The following is a 19,580-nucleotide window of genomic DNA, read 5'->3' as shown; positions in this document are numbered from 1 at the left end:
ATTATGATACGACAATTCAGGAAAATATATAGCGCCATGCCCGAATCATATGGCATGAAGCTTGATTCCAGGATGATCCATAGATTTTGATATGCGCCAGTAAAGATGTTATGAAATAAAACTCGAAAAAAAAGGGTTTATGACGTTTTATGTAGAAAATGTCAATTAGTCTATCTGATTCCGAAAGGATAGCTTTATATGGGACAGAAGATCAGTAAGGAAATGGTTATAAAATTTGAAATTAGGAGTGAAAAGAAAAGATGTATAGCAGATTGAGCAGGAAGGCCAGATGGCCCAAATGGCTCTTGTCCTTCATGCTTATTTTTTCGTTGCTGCCCTGGAGCGCATCGTCTGAGTCTACAGTATCTGCTGCGTTAGTCGAGAATGTCTACGCATTCGGCATGGGAGCGGATGGCAGGCTGGGTCTCGGTGAGGATTCAGTCGGAGATCAATTGTCGCCGGCCGTGATTGCCGGGTTGTCCGGGATCAGTGTCGAGGCAGTGTCTGCCGGTATCAATTATTCGCTTGTGTTGACAGAAGACGGAGATGTTTATTCGTTCGGCAGTGGTGCTAATGGACGACTCGGTCATGGTGACACAGCGAATCGAGCTGTTCCGACGAAGATTGCAGCGCTGGACGGCGAGAATGTCGTAGCTATTGCAGCGGGTACTGGCAGCTACTCGCAATCGCAGGCGGCACATTCGCTGGCATTGACCAGTGACGGCAAAGTATTTGCCTTCGGCACGGGGTTCGGCGGTCAGTTGGGTCTTGGCTCTACAAGTAATATGCTTATCCCCACGGAAATTACCGGAATTGCAGGCGATCCGGAATTTGTTGCGATAGCCGCGGGTGGACTTCACTCGTTGCTGTTGACCGATGATGGCAGGGTGTATTCGTTCGGTATCGGAAGCTCGGGGCAACTGGGTCATGGCGATGGTTTAAATTATCAGGTACCAACGTTGATTGCATCGTTGACAGACGTTATAGCGATCTCGGCCGGCTTTAACTTTTCGCTTGCCCTGAAGACCGATGGAAGCGTTTATGCATTCGGAGCAGGTACAGATGGGCAACTGGGACTTGGAACGGTGACAAATCATTGGTTACCAACTCTAATCACAGGATTGGCAAATGTAACGGCGATCTCAGCCGGTTACGCATACAGCCTCGTACTGACAGACGCGGAAGACGTGTATGCGTTTGGAAACAACTATGGAGGTCGGCTAGGCCAGGGAAACGATACCAATAGTGCGATTCCAGTACAAGTTCCAATGCCTGGCGGACAGAATATTAAAGCAATTTCGGCAGGGGAGCATTCGCTCGTCTTGACCGAAGATCAACATGTGTACGCATTCGGAAGCGGATTCCAAGGACAGTTAGGCAATGGCACGCAGCATAATCGAATGTCGCCCTATGCCGTTTCGTTAGTAAGCGGAGTCAAAGCGATTTCGGCGGGCTTCTACCACTCTATCCTGATCGGCGCCGTGGACGACGGGTTGACGTACTCCATCAATCTTTCTGAAGAGACACCTTCTGTTTTCTATCCGCTATTGCAAGGCTACAGCACGTCGCTGGCCAAGACGGTGACCATTACGAACACAGGGACGGGACCGGTACACGGCTTAAGCGCCGCTATATCCGGCAGTGACGCTTCTTCGTTCGAATTCGTAGGAGCGACGCCTTCGCCGGCACTTGAGGTTGGAGCTGCTTCTAACTTCTACGTAAGACCGGTACTTGGCTTAACAGCGGGCGAGTACGAAGCAACCGTCACGGTTACCGCTAACAATGGGATCAGCCAAAGCTTTGATGTTAGCGCAACAGTAACGGCCACACCTACGTACACCATCGACGTTTCACAAGTGGGAGCGCATACCTTCCCAGCACTTCAAGAGGGTTATGCCCAGCCGGCAGCCCACAATATTACGGTTGCCAGAACGGGAACGGGCGAGATTCGTAATATGGCGATCACGCTCGAGGGGGATGATTCGGACAGCTTTGTATTCGGTTCGTTCGCACCGGGCGAGATGTACTTGAATGATAGCATACGTTCGATCGTATTCCCGGTACGTCCGGTTAACGGATTGACGTTAGGCACGTATACGGCGACGGTTCGGATAACCGGTGACAATGGCGTCGATGAAAGCTTCGACGTATCCGTTACGGTTAATGCGCCACCAAGAATTACTGATCAACCGGATGATGTCGTTGCGAATGAAGGTTATTCAGCGACGTTCTCGGCGGCTGCCGAGGGTACGGGAACTTTGACCTACCAATGGCAAGAAGATAGTGGATCAGGTTTCGTTAATATGGCAGGGGAGGAGTCCGCAACACTGGTACTCGCCAGTACTTCGCCAAGCATGAACGGCAATCTATATCGTGTTGTCGTAACGGGCGCGCTTCAACCGGCTGCCATTTCGTCGGCTGCTGAGCTTACCATTAACCCGATTCCGGCCGTACCGGCCATTACTAGTGTAATTGCCAGCGATTCGCAAATTTCACTGAACTGGAATCCGGTTAGCGATACGACTGGCTATCATGTGTACTACGGCACCGCATCAGGCGTTTATGGTGCACCTATTACAGTAGGCGCTTCGGTGTACAGGTATGATTTGGCCAATCTCACCAATGGCACAGTGTATTATATTGCGGTAAGCGCGCTGAACGGCGTGCTCGAGAGTGCGGTCTCCAGCGAAGTACAAGCGACTCCGCAGGTTGCAGCGCCAGGCGCGCCTATTATTCAATCGGTAGTCGCCGGCAATGCGTCGGTCGAGCTGGCTTGGGATGAAGTTGACGGCGCGACGGGTTATACCGTCTATCAAAGCACGGACTCCGCCATCGTTGGAGCGGAAGCGGCGACTGTAACGGGCTCCGTCTATTCGCACCAGGTAACGGGTCTGACGAACGGTACAACGTATTACTTTGTTGTAACAGCAACCAATCCAGGCGGGGTAAGTGGTAGCTCCAATCAGGTGAGCGCTACTCCGTTTACAGTACCTGGAGCCCCGACGAATGTAACGGCTGTCGCGGGCAATGGACAAGCCACTGTATCCTTTGAGCCACCTTTGGACAACGGAGGTCATGCCATTACTGGCTATGAGGTTCGTTCCACTCCAGGCGGAATTGTTGCATCAGGCGGCAATAGTCCGATCCTTGTAACGGGACTAACCAACGGAGAAAGCTACACCTTTACGGTGAGGGCAATCAACGGAGCCGGTCACAGTGACGCTTCGACTGATTCCAATGCTGTAGTTCCATATGCGCCTCCGATTATTGTCGATACCGACTCCGGTAGCACTGAGCCGGAGGATGATAACACAATCGATATATGGGTGAATGGCGTTTCACAAAGCATTGGAAAGGTATTGCTGACAGAGAAGGACGGCAAGCAGTCGATTGTACTCTCCGTAGATGAGCAGAAGCTGGAAGCCTGGCTCAAGCAGGAAGGCAAAGGCGCCAAAGTGACAATCCCGGTCATGCTGCAATCTGACGAAGTGATAGTCGAAATGAATGGCATAATCGCAGCTCTGTTGGTTGACACAGATGCTACGGTAGTCATTCAGACAAAGCTTGGCAGCTATACGTTGCCTGTCTCCGCTCTCGGTCTTGACGATCTCCTGAAGGACATAGGGGACTTGGACGAGCTGGCAGACTTGAAGCTGCAAATTGTGCTTGCTGCACCGAATGAAGAACAATTAAAAGCAATGGAGCTTGCTGCTGATAATGGTTTCTTCACGCTTCTTGGTCCGGCTTTGCATTACTCGGTTCGTGTCACACATAAGGGAGCCGAATACGAACTGTCGGCATTCGACGCTTATGTTGAACGTACGATCGTGCTACCGAGGGAAGTGAACGCCAGACGTATTACTACGGCTGTCGTTGTGAACGAGGACGGTACGGTTCGTCATGTGCCAACCCGAATCGTAAGAATCGACGGCGTGCTGCAGATCGTGATCAACAGCCGCAGCAACAGCTTGTACGCAGTTGTTTCGTATCCTGCGAAGTATGAGGATATCTCCGGACATTGGGCGGATAAGGATGTTCGCGATATAGGCTCGAGACTTGTCGAATTTGGTTCTTCGAGCGCCAACTACCAACCGGAGGATGGCATCTCGCGCGCAGAATTTGCAGCAATCGTTATCAGCGCATTAGGTCTGAGCCTGGATGAGTCCGGCAAGGCGTTTACTGACGTAACAGCCTCTCATCCATATGCAGATTATATCGCCACGGCTCATGCCTACAGTCTGCTCAACGGCTACGAAGACGGCACCTTCCATCCGGAGGATACAATTACCCGTGAGGAAGCGATGTCTGTTATTGCCAGAGCGATGGTTTTAGCAGAGCTGGATCTAACGTTAGATGATGCTCAAGCAGAAGCTGTACTGTCCGCATTCGAGGACGCACCATCCATCTCGGCTTGGGCGCTCGATTCGGTGGCTGCCAACTTGCTGGCTGGCATCGTTAACGGAAGGAGCGAGTTAATGCTCGCTCCAAAGGATGCATTGACTAGAGCGGAGGCTGCGGTTATCGTGCGGCGTCTGCTGCAGCAGGCCAATCTAATCGAATAGACTGGTGTAGAACAGGATCGCGTCATGCGATCCTGTTTTTTGTGTACTTCTAATCGGAACGAAACTCCGGCCGCCGACAGAGGCCTGCACAGCCGTGCGGCTGTGTAAACAGGTGAATGGTGTGTTAACGTGCTCATAAAGGCTGTCCTTCAGATTGATGTAGTGCTTACATTAATAATCTTCGGTTTGTAGTCACACGGGAACGATTGATGTAGTCGATACAGGAATACTAAGGTCAGGAGAGAGAAATAAGGGGGAACCACGCTAAAATGATGTGCACAATGCAGGAATACTCGTATCTTCGAGGTTAGGTGGCTGGATTGATGTACAAAATACAGAATTGTTATCCGCTAGCGGAGAATGCGTTAGACATAATGTTATGTTAGGCATAATGCCGGCAACAGTGGCATACAGACCGATGTGAAACATAAAAGATGTCGGACTCGTCTATTCTCTATATAATGTCAGCCAGGGGGCGGTATGATGAAGAAACGTATCGTTATGTTAATCCTTTCCATGACAGCGGCAGCAGCGCTGAGCGGCTGCGATTCGGGCAGCGGAGGGGGCAATTCACCAGACCCGTCGGTTAATCCGACCGTTGCCGCGGAGCTGGAGGATTCGAAGCTGAATCACTCAGACACATACTTCGACATGAAGCTCCATTTATCCAAAACGACATATAAGGTCGGAGAAGCCATTGATATCTCTGCATCTCTTGAATATGTCGGCAAGGAGAAGCATTACACCGTCTGGGGATCCAGAGGCGCACAAGTCGTTTTCTCGCTGTCAGACGGGGAGGATTTCGAGATGCTGGGAGCAAGCACGTTGGATTTATCTCCAACGGAATTTAAGAAGGGCAAAGTGGTGAAATACCCATTCTCAAAGTCAGGCGGATACAGCTCTAGTGACCCGGATGCCGAATTTTGGAAGAAGTTTTACGAGGATAAGGAGCTGAAATTGCCGGCAGGTACATACCTGGTAACGGCTAGCTCTAATTTTGCTTTGACGCAGGATGTCCTGAAAGACGATTATGATGCTCGTGTGTACGCAACATTCACCGTAACGGAGTAGATAACATATAGCGATGCGAACTGCATCTCAAATATAAGAGCCAATCCATCGTTCGGGGTTGGCTCTTTGTTTGCATTGTTAGATTTCGTTGTCGCCGTAGCGTTAATCGTAATGTAGGATAGAGGCAGGTTGTTTCCATAGAAATGAGGGGTTTCGATTATGAAAAATACCAAAGTAGGTCTTTATCTTATCCTGAGCCAAGTTGGATTCCTGCTGTTCGGCGTCCTTTGGTTCATTGTGGCGATGATGTCGTTCATGATGTTTGATTCGCCTGATGCGCTCAAGGATCCTGTTACGTTATCCGTCTTTCTGTTTGTATGGCTGTATCCTGCCGGGTTCCTTGGAGCAACGATTGTTAGCTGGGTATTGTACCACAAACGCAAATACCGCTGGGCCGCCTGGATCAACGCGCTGCCGCTCGTATGGGTGCTCGTGATCGGTGGCACGTTGATGTTCCTGTGAGGGGATGTTAACGGCTCTTATGTCGCCGTGGTTGGCTGCAAGGAGCTGTAGAGCGGCGCTGTGAAAGTTCGCGCGTTAGGCGATGGGATTAGTAACAACGCTCATAACAACAGAAGTCCCCAGTCCGTTTACACGCACGGATGGGGACTTCGCCGGTTAAATTAAAGCTTCAGGTAAATCCTGTACAGGATGGTTGCCGCCTCGGCGCGACTGGCGCTGCGGTCGAGCTCGAGCCCGCTCGCGGTGCCCTTCAGGAACCCGGCTTGCACAAGAGCCTCAGCCGGCGAATCATGTTCTTCGATCAATCCGGCTGCCTTAAGCGTGCGATAGGTAAGCATAACCATTTCATCTCTGCTGATCGGGCTATCCGGCAAGAAGAGTCCCGCGCCGACGCCGTGGACGATGCCGAGATCGTGAGCGGCGGCTACATGCGCGCCGTAATACGAGTCGATATCTACATCGGAGAACGCTGACTCCGATTCTGTGCCGCCCTGCATAGCGAACATCCGCATTAGAAGGGTGACGTAATCCGCCCGAGTAATCATTCCTTGCGGATTGAACTGGTTACCAGACACGCCATGGATAATACCTTTGGAAGCCAATACTTCGGTTGCGTGGCGCATTTCTTGGTTGGCAGATGCGTCGCTAAACGTTTTTTTGTCATACGCAATGGTAAAAGAAGCGCCGTCCAGCTTCGCGGCGAATCGCATGCCGCCCGAAGCTGCATCGTAACGGCCGCTGGATACGATGCCGTCTTCGCTTGAAGCGCCGCCCGACCGTTTGATGATTAGGAATTCCGGCGCGGCGAGCTGCTTCACGGTTGGCTTATACGGCAACGCAATTCCCGCAGGGAGCAGTAGCCCGGCTGGGTCGACTTGCGTTCCGTCCTTCCATACGCTCAGGTTAAGTCCTTTGTCTGTAGGCTCCAGTCTGACTACGACTCCATCGCCGCCAGAGAGCTGCCCCGATAGCCAACCAACCGGCAGCGTTACGGCGCCGCCAGGTGTGCGGATGGACACGTACATGCCGTTCAGACCGTCGAGTGCCGCGGGAGGCAACTTCTGCAGAATCGTACCTTCGGCTTGCACGTCGATGACCACTGTATCCATTCCGTTGCTCTTTGCTTCCTCGAGAGCTTTGCTCCAAGCATGCTCATCGAAGCTGGAGATCGTTGCGTCGTTGTCATCCTTCGTGATGCTTGGATGGATAACGCCTGGTTTGCCGGATGGAGCAGGAGTAGGTGTTGGCAAAATGGTTTCCTGCGGACCCGATGAAGGCGTCGGTTCCGGTTCTACCGTCTCAGTCGGCTCGAAGACGCGGACATAATCGACATATAGATCGATCTGATCATGATAGGTGGCCAGATCGATTGGCCAGCCGCCGCCGAGAGCCAGGTTGATCATGAAGTAAAGTGGCGTGTTCGCTTGCTCGAACGTGTCATGGCGCCATACTTCCACGTTGTCGATATAATAGATGACTTCGGTATCCGTCACTTTTGTGCCGTAAATATGCCAAGTCGAAGCGCTATCGCCATACGCGAAGTTCGCAGATGAGCAATTGGTCGCGTGCGTCTCCGGATTGCCGGACCACCAATGCTTGGCTTGACATGCGCCTTGCGGATTGTGTCCGTACCCTTCGATGGTGTCCAGCTCGGCCGTCGACGGGAGATGGTCCGGACCGGAGCTATTCTGCGACATGAGCCAGAACGCCGGCCATGCGCCCTTGCCTGCCGGCAGCTGCATCCGGGCTTCGAAATAACCATTTGTTGCGGATATTCCCGTGCCATCCAGTCGAACGGACGAGAGAAGCCCGCCGATATATTTGCGGTTCCAGCCCATGGGGTCGATATAACCTTCGGGCGCTTTGGTGACCCGGATCCGCAAGATGTCGTCGCTTAGAATGTCGAACGGATTGACGGCATCCGTCGGATCCGCGAAGATGGCTTCACCGAATTGCGAGCCGTTTGGCCAATCCGGCTTCGTAGAAGTATACGTCGTGCCGACACCAGTCTTGGATATGGAGAGTGGTCCGTCGAAATCATCCGCGAACTTCACCGACATGCCTGCCGCCTGAGGAGGAGCGGCGGGCAAGCCGATTTGCCAGTCGACGCCGTTCTCGTTGTACAGCTGAACGTAGGTAGTCGCCGATTTGGTGAAGTTGGGATCGCCGGCGGGCGAATCCCAGCCGTGCATGACGACGACGAGCGGACCGCGCGGGAATTCGTCCGCGTTGAAGACAAGCGTGCCGTAGCCGTCTTCGTCTGGTGTTACGTTCGGCAGCGTCTTGGCATAGCCGTTCGGATCGGGATGCTCCTCGTCGGGCTGATGCCAGATGCTGGCGGCGATGTTTTTCATATCGGGCGCATAATAGCCGATCTCTACTTCTCCAGAAACAGATGAGCCAAGCTCCGGCGAGTTGACGAGAATATACGGCTCGCGCTCCAGCCCTTCGGCAGGCAGCGGCAGCGGCGCTGTTTGAGCGTCGACGTAGACGATTTCGCTCGCGCCGCTTTTGGCATCCGCCCGATGGTCGAAGACGACGCGCAGCCGGTCGGTCACGACCGTATCAAAGACGACGAGATTAAGTGCGTTGCCTGCCGGGTCTGCTGGCGTTCTCACTTGGTTAGGCACCGAGGTCCAGACATCTCCGTCCCAATATTCGACGTCGAACGAAGCTGGCGTCTGAACGCCTCCTTCATCGTCATAGAGATAGACGCCGGCGGCATTGATCGATTTCGACGCCGGATATGTCGTTTCTACCCAGTCGGACGAGTTCGGGGAGCCATAGGACGTCCAGCGGTTGCGCGGGAAATCAGAGAAGGAGAGAATGCCGTCGTTCACTGTGGCGACGGAGTCTCCGTTGTTGGCATAAGAGGCCGTCGCTGCCCCCATGGTAAGTTCTGCGGGCAACGTGCTGCGCGTCGTGTCGACGTACGTAATTTCGGTCACACCAGACTTGCCTTCGCTGTCATGGATAAACAAAACGCGGAATTTCTGCGCGCTAACGGCGTCAAAAGTTACAAGATTCACCTTGTTGCCTTCAGGAGCAGCGGGTATCTTCGTTTGGCCGGGCACGCTGACCCAGTCTCCACCTGCGTCCTGATATTGGACATCGTAGGAGAGCGGGGCACGTACGCCGCCGCCGTCGGAATATAGGTAGATACCAACCGCGTCTTTGGTCACTGCGCCGCCGAAGTTCGTCTGAATCCAGTCGCTGGCATTGGGAGATTCGTAAGCGGTCCAGCGGTTCTTCACCTCGGTCTGGTAGGAGGTGATGCCGTCGTTGACATGACCGACTTGATCCAGACGGAAGGTGTACGAGGCGGATACGATACCTAAAGGCACAACTTCGCCTGTAGGCAGCTCCTCTGTTTCCGAATCCCAATACCGCACCTCGGAAACGCCGCTTTTGGCTTCGCCGTGCGTTAAGACGATGCGGAAGTCGGTGGACGTAACGGAGTCGAATCGGATGAGATTGCGCTCGTTGCCTGACAGCGATGCGGGAGAGTGGATTGGATTAGAAACGGCTTCCCAATTGGTGCCATTCCAGAATTCCACGTCGATACCGGTCGGAATCTTGATGCCGCCGCCATCGGAGAACAGGTACACGCCGACGGCATCCTTGGCGCGGGCCGTGGCGTACGTCGTGCGGATCCAGTCCTGCGCGTTCGGGGATTCGTAGGCGGTCCAACGGCTCTTGGGCGTATCGTCGTAAGAAATAATGCCATCGATGACATGCGCGATTTGATCGCCGTGATACGTGTACGAAGCCGTTACGGATTCATCCGGCGCGTCTTCGGCGCCGACTTGCGGCACGGCGATCAAGCTGCCTAATAACATGAGAGTCAAAAATAATGAAAGACCTTTGCTGAGTTTCCGTTTTTTCATGGTCCAGATGTACACCTCGGTTACGGTTAAATTCCATCTCGCAACACTGAGCTCCGGTGATGGTGCTTTAAAGATACCTAAGCAAAGGGCTGGAGAAAATCATCCGTTCGTGACTTTCTCTCTACCAAAATTGACATCCGTCTACATCCTGGCAATGAAGTTGAGAAATGTTGAGCTTAAGTGCGAAGCGGTTGATTGCGCAGGGATGGCAATCCAGTATAATCAGGTTGCACTCCAAAACTTATATCGAAGGGTAGTGACGATTAATGGACAAACAGTGGAAAAAGAACGGGAGATCGACGATTTCCATCATAATCGTAAGCGCTTTCTTTGTATCGTTGTTTTCAAATTTGCAGGCATATGCGTACGATACGGGGGCGACAGTCAGCGCTTCGTACACGTTCTTTATGGATCAGGTCAGCGACGTGAACGATGGCATCGTAAACTACGGCTCTTCGGAGGGGAATCGTTGGACGGCGTACGAATCGCCTAACGCAAGTGATTGGGTCCAGACAGACTTCGGATCGGCCGTGACCAAAAGCTCGGTCGACGTCTACGTTTACGATGACGGAGGAGGCGTCAAGAAGCCGAACGCGATCGATGTGCAATATTGGAACGGCAGTGCATGGGTTGGAGCAGCGAGCCAATCCAAATCGCCTGCGACTCCAGTGGCGAACAACAAGAACACGATAAACTTCACGTCCGTGTCGGCATCGAAGTTTCGGGTCGTGTTCACACATGCGTCTGGAGCGAAGTCGGGCGTTACGGAAATTGCCTACGGAACGGGTGCATCGCCGACGGCGACTCCTGCACCAACGGCATCGCCAACGCCAACGCCAACGCCTTCCTCAGGGTTAAGCCTGCTCGCGGGCACTAGCAGCGCTTCTTATACGTACTCCGCAGATAACGCAGCTCTAGCTAGTGACGGTGTCTTCTCTTATAATGATGCGCCGCGCAATCGATGGACAAGCTATGGATCGCCTAACGCTACGGATTACGTAGAGACCAATCTTGGCGCAAGCTACTCTGTTTCGCAAGCGGTAATCTATGTTTACGATGACGGCGGAGGCGTCAAGTCGCCTGCTTCGTACAACATGCAATATTGGAATGGCAGCGCATGGATGAACGCGGCTTCGCAATCCAAGTCGCCGGCATCGCCTGCCGGCAATCAAGCGAATACCGTTACGTTTAGCTCAGTAACGACATCGAAGCTGAGAGTCGTCTTCACTCCGCAATCCGGGTCGGCATCCGGCGTGACGGAAATTCAATACTTCGGCAGCGGGGGAGGAACACCAACACCAACAGCAACGCCAACGCCTACTTCTACGCCAATTCCAACGGCAACGCCAACGCCGACATCGACACCAGCACCAACGGCGACGCCGTCACCAGGTGCGTACCCGTCGTATCAAGTCAGCGTAGTTTCGCCGGATTATGGTGCATCGATTACCGGTACGATAACAATTAAGTTCTACGCGCCGGGCATGCAGAATGTATGGGCGCGCTCCTGGCACCAGCCAGACACGGCCAATCCAGGCGCCAACGGCTATGACGCTTGGTTCGCCCGCGTGACACCGGATGCGAACGGCTATGGAGAGATCTCGTTCCCCGCGGATAACTTCCCGCATGGTCCGATTACCGTCATTTTGAGCGCATGGGATACGCCGGAAGGCAATCCGAACTTTACCCGTTCGGATAATTGTTACTTGCAGCTATATAACAACGGCGGCGTCGTCTGGAAGCAAGGTCTGCCGTCAGCGCCTCCTCAGGCTTCGGGGATGAGTGTTCTGTACGCGGACGACTTCACTGGCACCTTGTCGGTTTCCCGTACGGGTGCCGGCGCGACTTACGCTTCCTCCAAGCCGGATGCCCCGGGCGGTACGGAGTTCGGCGAAGCGATCTTCGCGGACGACGGAGGGCCGCTTGATCCGTTCGACGTGCTTGGCAGCCAATATTTGCGCATTCGCTCCAAGAAAGCGCCGGTTGGCACGGTTGATCCTATGGGCTGGAACCGAACGCACACGGGCGGTCTTCTGTCATCCGTACGGACGGACGGTACGGGCATCGCGGCGACATACGGTTATTTTGAAGCAAGGATGCTGATGCCGGCAGGCAAAGGCGCATGGCCGGCATTCTGGCTCATGTCGCAGGACAGTATTTCCGATGGCGTACCTTCGACGGCGGAGCTGGATACGATCGAAGCGTACGGTCACAATCCGCAAGGCGCTTGCCAGGTCAAGCATTGGTGGGCGGGCAGCCCGGAGATGCACGAGACGAATTGCTCGAACAGCAGCTTCGCCTTCGGTGACAACGCGTCCACTTGGCATATTTATGGCACGAAAGTAACACCGACGGACACGATCTACTACATCGATAACGTGGAGGTTTGGCGCCACACGACATTCGAGCAAGCCAAGACGCCAATGTACTTCATGATTAACCTTGCGCTTGGCGGCGGCTGGCCCGTGGATTTGGCTCGCTACAATAATCAGATCGACTTGTATGTCGATTACGTGAGGGTGTTCCAATAACATTCCGACAAATGCATCTCAAGATTTGCAGATACTTCGATAGGGAATGGAAGAAAACTACGAATCGGCGAGTCTGGCGAATTCCGGCTCGCCGATTCTAAGTTGAGAAGGGTAGAACCGATGTCAACAACGGACGATTGGATGCCGCACAGCAGTGCTCTATGATTAAGTCATGAGGAGCACATCCTTAACAATCATGTTCTGGGGGAGTACACACATGGATACGAAACTCCGTAACAAATGCGCGGCGGCAGCGCTCATGGTCATGCTAGCCGTGACGAGCGCATGCAGCAACAACGCGAACACAGGCAAGGGCAACAACGTCGTGGAGCCTGCCGCGACTTCGGAAGCGACAGCGGCGCCGACCGAAGCGCCAGTCGTTGATCCGAACGCCAAATACGATCCGCCGATCGAAGTGACGACGGTTCGTTACACGGATTCGTCCTTCAAGTTCAAGGAAGGCGAATCGATCGACAACAACGTATGGACCAAGGCGTATGAGAGCGAGCTTGGCATTAAAGTGAAAAATCTGTGGGTCGTGAACGGAGACCAGTTCAATCAGAAGATGAACCTGACGATCACATCGAACGAATTGCCAGACATGTTCATGGTCGATGCCAAGCAGTTCCGCGAGTTGGCCGATGCCGGCTTGCTGGAGGATCTGACTCCTCTCGTCGAACAGTATGGCTCCGAGCTGACCAAGGAAATGATCGAACGCGGCACGAATGCCAAGTCTGCAGCATCCTACGACGGCAAGCTGATGGCGATTCCGCCGGCTGAGGACTATCTTGGAGGTGCACCGCTCCTCTGGGTGCGTACCGACTGGCTGCAGAAGATGAATCTGCCGGAGCCCAAGACGATGGATGATTTCGCGAAGATTGCCGACTCGTTCACGAACGGCGACCCAGACGGCGACGGCCAAAAAAATTCGTACGGTCTGGCCGCTTCCAAAGACCTCATCGGCGGATATCCGGATCTGTCCGGATTCATGAACGCTTACCACGCTTACATGAACATCTGGATCAAGGACGCATCCGGCAAGCTGGTTAACGGCAGCGTGCAGCCGGAGATGAAGACGGCGCTTGGCAAGCTGCAAGAGATGTACAAAGCGGGTCAAATCGACAAGGAATTCGGCGTTAAGGACGGCGGCAAAGCTGCGGAGCTGCAGACAGCTGGTAAGATTGGCATGAGCTTCGGCGCCATGTGGAACCCGCTTTGGCCGCTGCAAGACAACGCAACCAAGGACGCGAACGCGGAGTGGGGCGCATTCCCGATTCCGTCCTCCGACGGAACGCCGTCAAGCGCGCAATCGAAGGCCGACTTCAACTCCTTCTGGGTCGTTAAGAAAGGCGCGGCTCATCCGGAGGCCATCGTGAAAGTGTTCAACCTGTATAACGAGAAGATCGTCAGCGAGAACGCCGACCCGGCGAACTTCCACAGCGCGGACGGCTACGAGTTCTTCAAATACGCGCTAATGGCCAACGGCTTCGGCACGCCACAAGGATTGCTTGCCGTGCACAAGAACGTGGTCGCGGCGCTGGATAGCAAAGACGGATCCGGACTGAATCCGGAGGAGAAAAGCTATTTTGACAAGATTGAATTGTTCCTCGGCGGAGATCGGGCGAACTGGGGCACGAACAAAACATTTGGTCCCGGCGGCTCGTGGGCGGTCATCGGCGCGAACTATGTGGATCAAGGACTGCTTAAGAAAAGCGAGTACTACGGGCCTCCTACGCCTGGCATGACGGAGAAGCAAGCCATTCTTGACAAGCTCGTGCTCGAGACGTTCACCAAAATCATTCTCGGCACATCAATCGACAGCTTCGATAAGTTTGTGACGGATTGGAATAAACTCGGCGGCGAACAAATTACGAACGAAGTCAACGAATGGTACGCCAGCAAATCCTGATTGATTGCCAAAACGCGGGTCCAAGTCCGGGGGTTCGCCCCCGGACTTTCGCCTTGGCTGCAAGTGTCAGAAAGGAGAAATACTCATGTTCAGAGCCCGGTTTAAACGCCAAATTCCGCTTCACCTCATGGTTGTTCCATCGTTTTTGCTCGTGCTTGTGTTCAGTTACGGTCCTATTGGCGGGCTCTTTATCGCCTTTCAGAAATTTTCGATCGTCAAAGGGTTGTTCGATTCCGACTTTATCGGGCTAAGCAACTTCGAGTATATGTTTTCGCTGCCGGATATTTGGCTGGTCATCCGCAATACGGTCGCGATCGCCGTCATGAAGATCGCAGCGGGGCTTGCCGTTCCGATCGTCGTCTCGCTCCTGCTCAACGAGCTTCATGCGAGAATCTTCAAACGCTGGATTCAGACTCTTATTTATTTGCCGCATTTTCTCTCCTGGATCATATTGGGGGGCATCCTGATCGACATCCTGTCCCCGTCGAATGGAATCGTCAATGAATTTCTCGGGTTGTTCGGCATCGAGCCGATCTTTTTCCTCGGCAGCGTAGGCTGGTTCCCTGGCGTTGTCGTCATTTCTGACATCTGGAAGGAATTCGGCTTTAGCACGATCGTATATTTGGCTGCGCTCACGAGCATTAATCCTTCGCTCTACGAAGCAGCCGTGATCGATGGTGCGAATCGCTGGAAGCAGACTTTGCATATAACGATTCCCGGCATGCTGCCCATCGTCGTGCTGCTCGCAACGCTGAGCCTCGGCAACGTGCTGAATGCCGGCTTCGACCAAATATTCAACCTGTACAGCCCGCAAGTATACGAAAGCGGCGACATTATCGACACGCTGGTGTACCGGCTTGGTCTTGAGCAAGCCCAATACAGTCTGGCTACTGCCGTAGGCTTGCTGAAATCGATCGTCTCGCTGGTCATGATATCAGGCTCGTATTATCTTGCGTACCGCTTGGCGAACTACAGAATCTTCTGACGGGAGGAACGAACCGCAATGAAATACACATCCGCATCGGGCAGAGTATTCAATATCGCGAACTCCGTCTTCCTGCTTGCGCTCGCGCTGCTGTGCCTGCTTCCGCTCGTCAACGTTCTGGCGGTGTCGCTAAGCTCCAGCACGGCGGCGAGCTCAGGCATGGTCAAGCTGTGGCCGGTAGAGTTTACGCTCAAATCTTACGAGTTCGTCATGCAAAAGCCGGAGTTTCTCCGCGCCTTCGGCGTTAGTCTGGAGCGGGTTGCCATCGGCACGGTGCTGAATATGCTGCTGACGATTACCCTTGCCTACCCGCTCTCCAAGGAGCCGGCGGCTTTCTCCGGAAGGCTGTTCTACGTCTGGTTCTTCGTGGTCACGATGCTGGTCGGCGGCGGTCTCATCCCTTGGTATCTTATCATCCAAAAGCTGAATCTGCTGGGCTCCATATGGGCGCTCGTCTTGCCGGGAGCGGTCAACGTATTCAACGTGGTGCTGCTGCTTAACTTCTTCCGTGGCTTGCCGAAGGAGTTGGAGGAGGCCGCCTTCGTCGATGGGGCGGGTCATTGGATTATCCTGTGGCGTATCTTCGTTCCGCTATCGATGCCTGCGCTCGCAACGCTCATCCTTTTTACGATGGTGGGCCACTGGAATTCGTGGTTCGACGGATTAATTCTGATGAATACACCGGACAAATACCCGTTGCAGAGCTATCTGCAGACGGTAGTCATTAATCGAGATCTTAGCTTGGTGACCATGGCTGATGCAGGGACGCTGGCATCGGTGTCGGATCGCACGCTTAAGGGAGCGCAGATTTTCCTGGCGGCGCTGCCGATCATCTGTGTGTATCCGTTTCTGCAGCGTTTCTTCATTAAAGGTGTCGTTATGGGAAGCGTGAAGGAATAATCATCAGAGGAAATGAGGGTTACAATGAACGGATTGAATGCTAGTGATTTCTCCTATTTAAAGACGCCAAACAAGATAGCTATCCCTGCCTTGGCGGCATCGGGTGTCAGAGGATCGTTCGACGAGAAGGCGGTGGATTGCCCGTTCGTATTCCGTCATGGCGGTATTTTCTACATGATGTACGTAGGCTTCGACGGCAAAGGGTATCAGACAGCGCTCGCGACGAGCGACGATTTGGCTCTGTGGAGGCATGCCGGCGTTATTTTGGAACGGGGAAACGATACATCTAGGTGGGATCACGTCGGCGCGGCAGGCTCATGGATATTGTTGAATTCGAACGATTTGTACGAAATGCCGACACTTAGGAAAGTGGGCGGCAAGTACTGGATGGTCTATCACTCATACCCTAAATTCGGCTACGAGGCCGGCGGTGCGGAGATGGGACTCGCCTGGTGCGAGGACGAGGATTTGCTGACCTGGCACCGACTGGAGGAACCGGTACTTTCTCACGAGGGCGGGGGAGATTGGGAGAAGGCCGGCTTGTACAAGTGCTGCGTCATCGAGGCGGAGAACAGATACTGGATGTTCTACAATGCGAAAAATCGTCCGGAATGGCCTTGGATCGAGGAAACTGGCCTCGCGGTATCGGATGATATGATGCATTGGGAAAGGCATCGTGAGAGCCCGCTGCTTCGCACGGCAGAAGGCACCTTCTATGCACAGTATTTCAGCGACCCCTGCATTCGTTACGACAGCCGCAGTGGCTTATGGATCAACTTCGGATTTGGGTTCGACGGGAGGCAAGCGCAAGGGGCTATGGCTGTGTCGCGTGACTTGCTCAGTTGGGAGATTCTCCCGGAGCCCTGGATTCCGGCAGGCGGACCGGGAGAGCTGGACGAGACGAACGCGCATAAATCTTCGATTGTGTATTGGAACGGGATATTCTACCACTACTATTGTGCAGTCCGGCCACTCCGGGAAGGAGACGCTTCGGACAACGGAGGGGAATTCCGCTGCATCGCGCTCGCGACCGGCGTTTCGGACCTAGAGGAGGAAGCAACCCATGTCAAACGTAATAACGGCTAAAGAACCGGTGGACTACGTCGATCCTTATATCGGCTCTATCGGGCATCTGCTTACTTCGACAACGCCGTTCGTGCAGCTTCCTCACGGGATGGCGCAAGCCTGGCCGATTGTTCCGCCTGGCACGACGGATCGATATCTGGCGGATCGTATGCATGGTATCCAATTCGCCTACGCCGCGCTAATAGCGACGGCGAACAAAAGCGGCACTGACGCGACTTCTTGTTCGTCCGCATACGATCATGATTTCGAGACTTCGACGCCTTATCATTATTCCGTACTGCTAGAAGATGAGAACGTATTGGCGGAGGTTACGGTTGCCAGACGTTCGGCCGCCTACCGTTTTGTTATGCCTGCCTGTGCGAACGCACGCGTGATCGTTAGGCTGCCCGCCGGCTTCGACATTCGCGTGACGGGCGAGTGCGAGTTGGCGCTGTACGGTGAGGATCGAGGAGTGCCGGTGCATATGGCTTTGCGTAGCGGCATGGCATGGAGCGGACTCGAACGGTGGGAGAATGCCGACGCGACGGGTTGTGCGCTCGTCTTCGGCGAGCTTTCTGAAGGAGAGCGCATCGAGCTCTCTGCCGGCTTGTCGTACGTATCGGCGGAGTCGGCGGAGCGGCATATCGGTTCGGGTCTGAGTGGAACGGATTTCGAAGCGATGAAGCTCGAAGGACGAGCTGCATGGAACGAAGCGCTTGGGCGCATCGCCGTGCAAGGCGGCTCCGACGAGCAGAAGTCCGCATTCTATACGGCGCTGTACCGGTCGCTGCTTCCGATGATTAACATCACGGAAGCGGACGGCAGGCATTATAGCGGCTTCGACGGGCGAACGCATGAACACGACGGACGCGATCACTATACAATGGACAATTTGTGGGACAGCTACCGCTGCTTGCATCCGCTGCAGCTGCTGCTGGAGCCTGGCTTGCAGTCGGACATGATCGCCTCTTACGTGCGGATGTACGAAGAATGCGGCTGGCTGCCGCAATTTCCGGATGTCGCAGGTGACCGTCCTTATATGACGGGCAACCATGCCGCAGCATTCTTCGCTGATACGTATGCGAAGGGCGAAAGAAATTTTGATCTGGAGAAAGCTTATGAAGCAGTGCGCCATAACGCGCTGGAAGCGACGATGCTGCCGTGGACGCACAACGGTCCGCTGACGGAGCTGGATCGCGCCTACCAGGAGCTCGGCTACTTGCCGGCGCTGCACAGGGGAGAGACAGAGAGCGTGCCGGAGGTTCACGGGTTCGAGCGCAGGCAGGCGGTGTCGGTCACACTGGAGCATGCGTACGACGATTGGTGCGCCGCGCAGCTCGCGAAGGCGCTCGGCCGGAAGGAAGAAGTGCGGGAGCTGCTCGCGCGCGCAGATAACTACCGCAACCTGTACGACGAACGGATCGGCTTCATGGCGCCGCGGGATGCGGACGGCGAGTGGGTGGAAAACTTCGATCCGGCGCGGGACGGCGGGCAGGGCGGCAGGGATTATTTTGCCGAGTGCAACGCCTGGGTCTATACGTTTCATGTCCAACATGACATCGAGGGCCTGATTGGGTTAATGGGTGGACGTGATCGGCTGGAGGCCAAGCTGGATGAATTGTTTACGGCATCCTGCAGCGGCTCCAAGTATGAGTTCCTCTCACAGTTTCCAGACTCGACGGGGCTCATGGGCCAGTATTGCATGGGCAACGAGCCGGCGTTCCATATCCCGTACCTTTACAATTATGCGGGGGCGCCATGGAAGACGCAGCGCAGATTGCGCGAAATCATGAGGCTATGGTTCACATCGACTCCGTTCGGCATCTGCGGCGACGAGGACGCGGGAGCCATGTCGTCCTGGTACGTCTTCTCCGCGATGGGCTTCTACCCCGTCTGCCCCGGCAAGCCGGTCTATGACATTGGCAGTCCGATCTTCGAAGAGACTCGCATCCGGCAGGAGAACGGCAAAGAGTTCGTCATCCGCGCGGAAGGCGTGTCGGATGTGAACAAATACATTCAGTCGGCGGAGCTTAACGGCGCGCCGCTGTCCGGCCCGACGCTGCCGCACGACGCCATAGTCGCAGGCGGGGAGCTGCTCCTGCGGATGGGGCCGCGGCCGAACAAGAGCTGGGGAGCGGACTGCGCCGGCAGCGTGCTGTAACCCGACTTTTCGGGTTGCAGCCTTCGCAGAGTGCAGCCTTCGCAGAG

At 54.4% G+C, this 19,580-nt stretch carries 10 protein-coding genes; 9 read left to right on the top strand and 1 reads right to left on the bottom strand.

What is annotated here, in order from left to right:
* The first annotated feature begins 260 nt into the window (after positions 1–260).
* The 3 genes from ACX1C1_RS03130 (at position 261) to ACX1C1_RS03120 (ending at position 6,095) form a co-directional block, all read left to right on the top strand.
* A complete protein-coding gene (locus tag ACX1C1_RS03130; RefSeq protein ID WP_458955710.1) occupies positions 261–4,562 on the top strand; it encodes an RCC1 domain-containing protein in 4,302 nt (1,433 codons plus the stop codon).
* Between the two features lie 480 nt (positions 4,563–5,042).
* On the top strand, positions 5,043–5,633 hold the full coding sequence (locus tag ACX1C1_RS03125; RefSeq protein ID WP_458955709.1) for a hypothetical protein: 591 nt from the start codon (positions 5,043–5,045) through the stop codon (positions 5,631–5,633).
* A 159-nt stretch (positions 5,634–5,792) separates the two neighbouring features.
* Complete coding sequence (locus ACX1C1_RS03120; RefSeq protein ID WP_458955708.1) at positions 5,793–6,095, top strand: hypothetical protein; 303 nt, start codon at positions 5,793–5,795, stop codon at positions 6,093–6,095.
* A gap of 161 nt (positions 6,096–6,256) precedes the next feature.
* Here the strand turns inward: ACX1C1_RS03120 and ACX1C1_RS03115 are convergent, their stop codons facing one another.
* Positions 6,257–9,982 (bottom strand): S-layer homology domain-containing protein, encoded by a 3,726-nt coding sequence (locus ACX1C1_RS03115; protein WP_458955707.1) that lies wholly within the window; start codon positions 9,980–9,982, stop codon positions 6,257–6,259.
* 266 nt (positions 9,983–10,248) lie between these two features.
* Here ACX1C1_RS03115 and ACX1C1_RS03110 point away from each other — a divergent pair, with 266 nt between their 5' ends.
* From ACX1C1_RS03110 to ACX1C1_RS03085, 6 genes are all read left to right on the top strand, one after another.
* Positions 10,249–12,513, top strand: a complete 2,265-nt coding sequence (locus ACX1C1_RS03110; RefSeq protein WP_458955706.1) for a glycoside hydrolase family 16 protein — start codon at positions 10,249–10,251, stop codon at positions 12,511–12,513.
* 217 nt (positions 12,514–12,730) lie between these two features.
* Positions 12,731–14,422: an extracellular solute-binding protein gene (locus ACX1C1_RS03105; protein ID WP_458955705.1), complete on the top strand. Its 1,692-nt coding sequence runs from the start codon at positions 12,731–12,733 to the stop codon at positions 14,420–14,422.
* Positions 14,423–14,507: 85 nt separating this feature from the next.
* Complete coding sequence (locus ACX1C1_RS03100) at positions 14,508–15,407, top strand: ABC transporter permease (protein WP_458955704.1); 900 nt, start codon at positions 14,508–14,510, stop codon at positions 15,405–15,407.
* A gap of 18 nt (positions 15,408–15,425) precedes the next feature.
* The gene (locus ACX1C1_RS03095) at positions 15,426–16,307 is read left to right on the top strand and encodes a carbohydrate ABC transporter permease (RefSeq protein ID WP_458955703.1); all 882 of its coding nucleotides are present in this window, start codon (positions 15,426–15,428) and stop codon (positions 16,305–16,307) included.
* Positions 16,308–16,331: 24 nt separating this feature from the next.
* On the top strand, positions 16,332–17,393 hold the full coding sequence (locus tag ACX1C1_RS03090; RefSeq protein WP_458955702.1) for a glycoside hydrolase family protein: 1,062 nt from the start codon (positions 16,332–16,334) through the stop codon (positions 17,391–17,393).
* Positions 17,371–19,533, top strand: coding sequence for a GH92 family glycosyl hydrolase (locus tag ACX1C1_RS03085; protein ID WP_458955701.1), 2,163 nt, complete (start codon positions 17,371–17,373; stop codon positions 19,531–19,533). Before ACX1C1_RS03090 ends, ACX1C1_RS03085 begins: the two co-directional genes overlap by 23 nt.
* Positions 19,534–19,580: the final 47 nt, after the last annotated feature.

The sequence above is a fragment of the Paenibacillus sp. strain BS8-2 genome (assembly GCF_054483835.1).
Note: the sequence above shows the minus strand (reverse complement) of the source record. Positions and strands in the feature narration are given on the sequence as shown.

Excerpts from the sequence above, each read along its gene's own strand:
- ACX1C1_RS03115 (WP_458955707.1), bottom strand. The coding sequence starts at position 9,982 with ATGAAAAAACGGAAACTCAGCAAAGGTCTTTCATTATTTTTGACTCTC.
- ACX1C1_RS03110 (WP_458955706.1), top strand. The coding sequence starts at position 10,249 with ATGGACAAACAGTGGAAAAAGAACGGGAGATCGACGATTTCCATCATA.
- ACX1C1_RS03100 (WP_458955704.1), top strand. The coding sequence starts at position 14,508 with ATGTTCAGAGCCCGGTTTAAACGCCAAATTCCGCTTCACCTCATGGTT.
- ACX1C1_RS03120 (WP_458955708.1), top strand. The coding sequence starts at position 5,793 with ATGAAAAATACCAAAGTAGGTCTTTATCTTATCCTGAGCCAAGTTGGA.
- ACX1C1_RS03125 (WP_458955709.1), top strand. The coding sequence starts at position 5,043 with ATGATGAAGAAACGTATCGTTATGTTAATCCTTTCCATGACAGCGGCA.
- ACX1C1_RS03130 (WP_458955710.1), top strand. The coding sequence starts at position 261 with ATGTATAGCAGATTGAGCAGGAAGGCCAGATGGCCCAAATGGCTCTTG.
- ACX1C1_RS03105 (WP_458955705.1), top strand. The coding sequence starts at position 12,731 with ATGGATACGAAACTCCGTAACAAATGCGCGGCGGCAGCGCTCATGGTC.
- ACX1C1_RS03090 (WP_458955702.1), top strand. The coding sequence starts at position 16,332 with ATGAACGGATTGAATGCTAGTGATTTCTCCTATTTAAAGACGCCAAAC.
- ACX1C1_RS03095 (WP_458955703.1), top strand. The coding sequence starts at position 15,426 with ATGAAATACACATCCGCATCGGGCAGAGTATTCAATATCGCGAACTCC.
- ACX1C1_RS03085 (WP_458955701.1), top strand. The coding sequence starts at position 17,371 with ATGTCAAACGTAATAACGGCTAAAGAACCGGTGGACTACGTCGATCCT.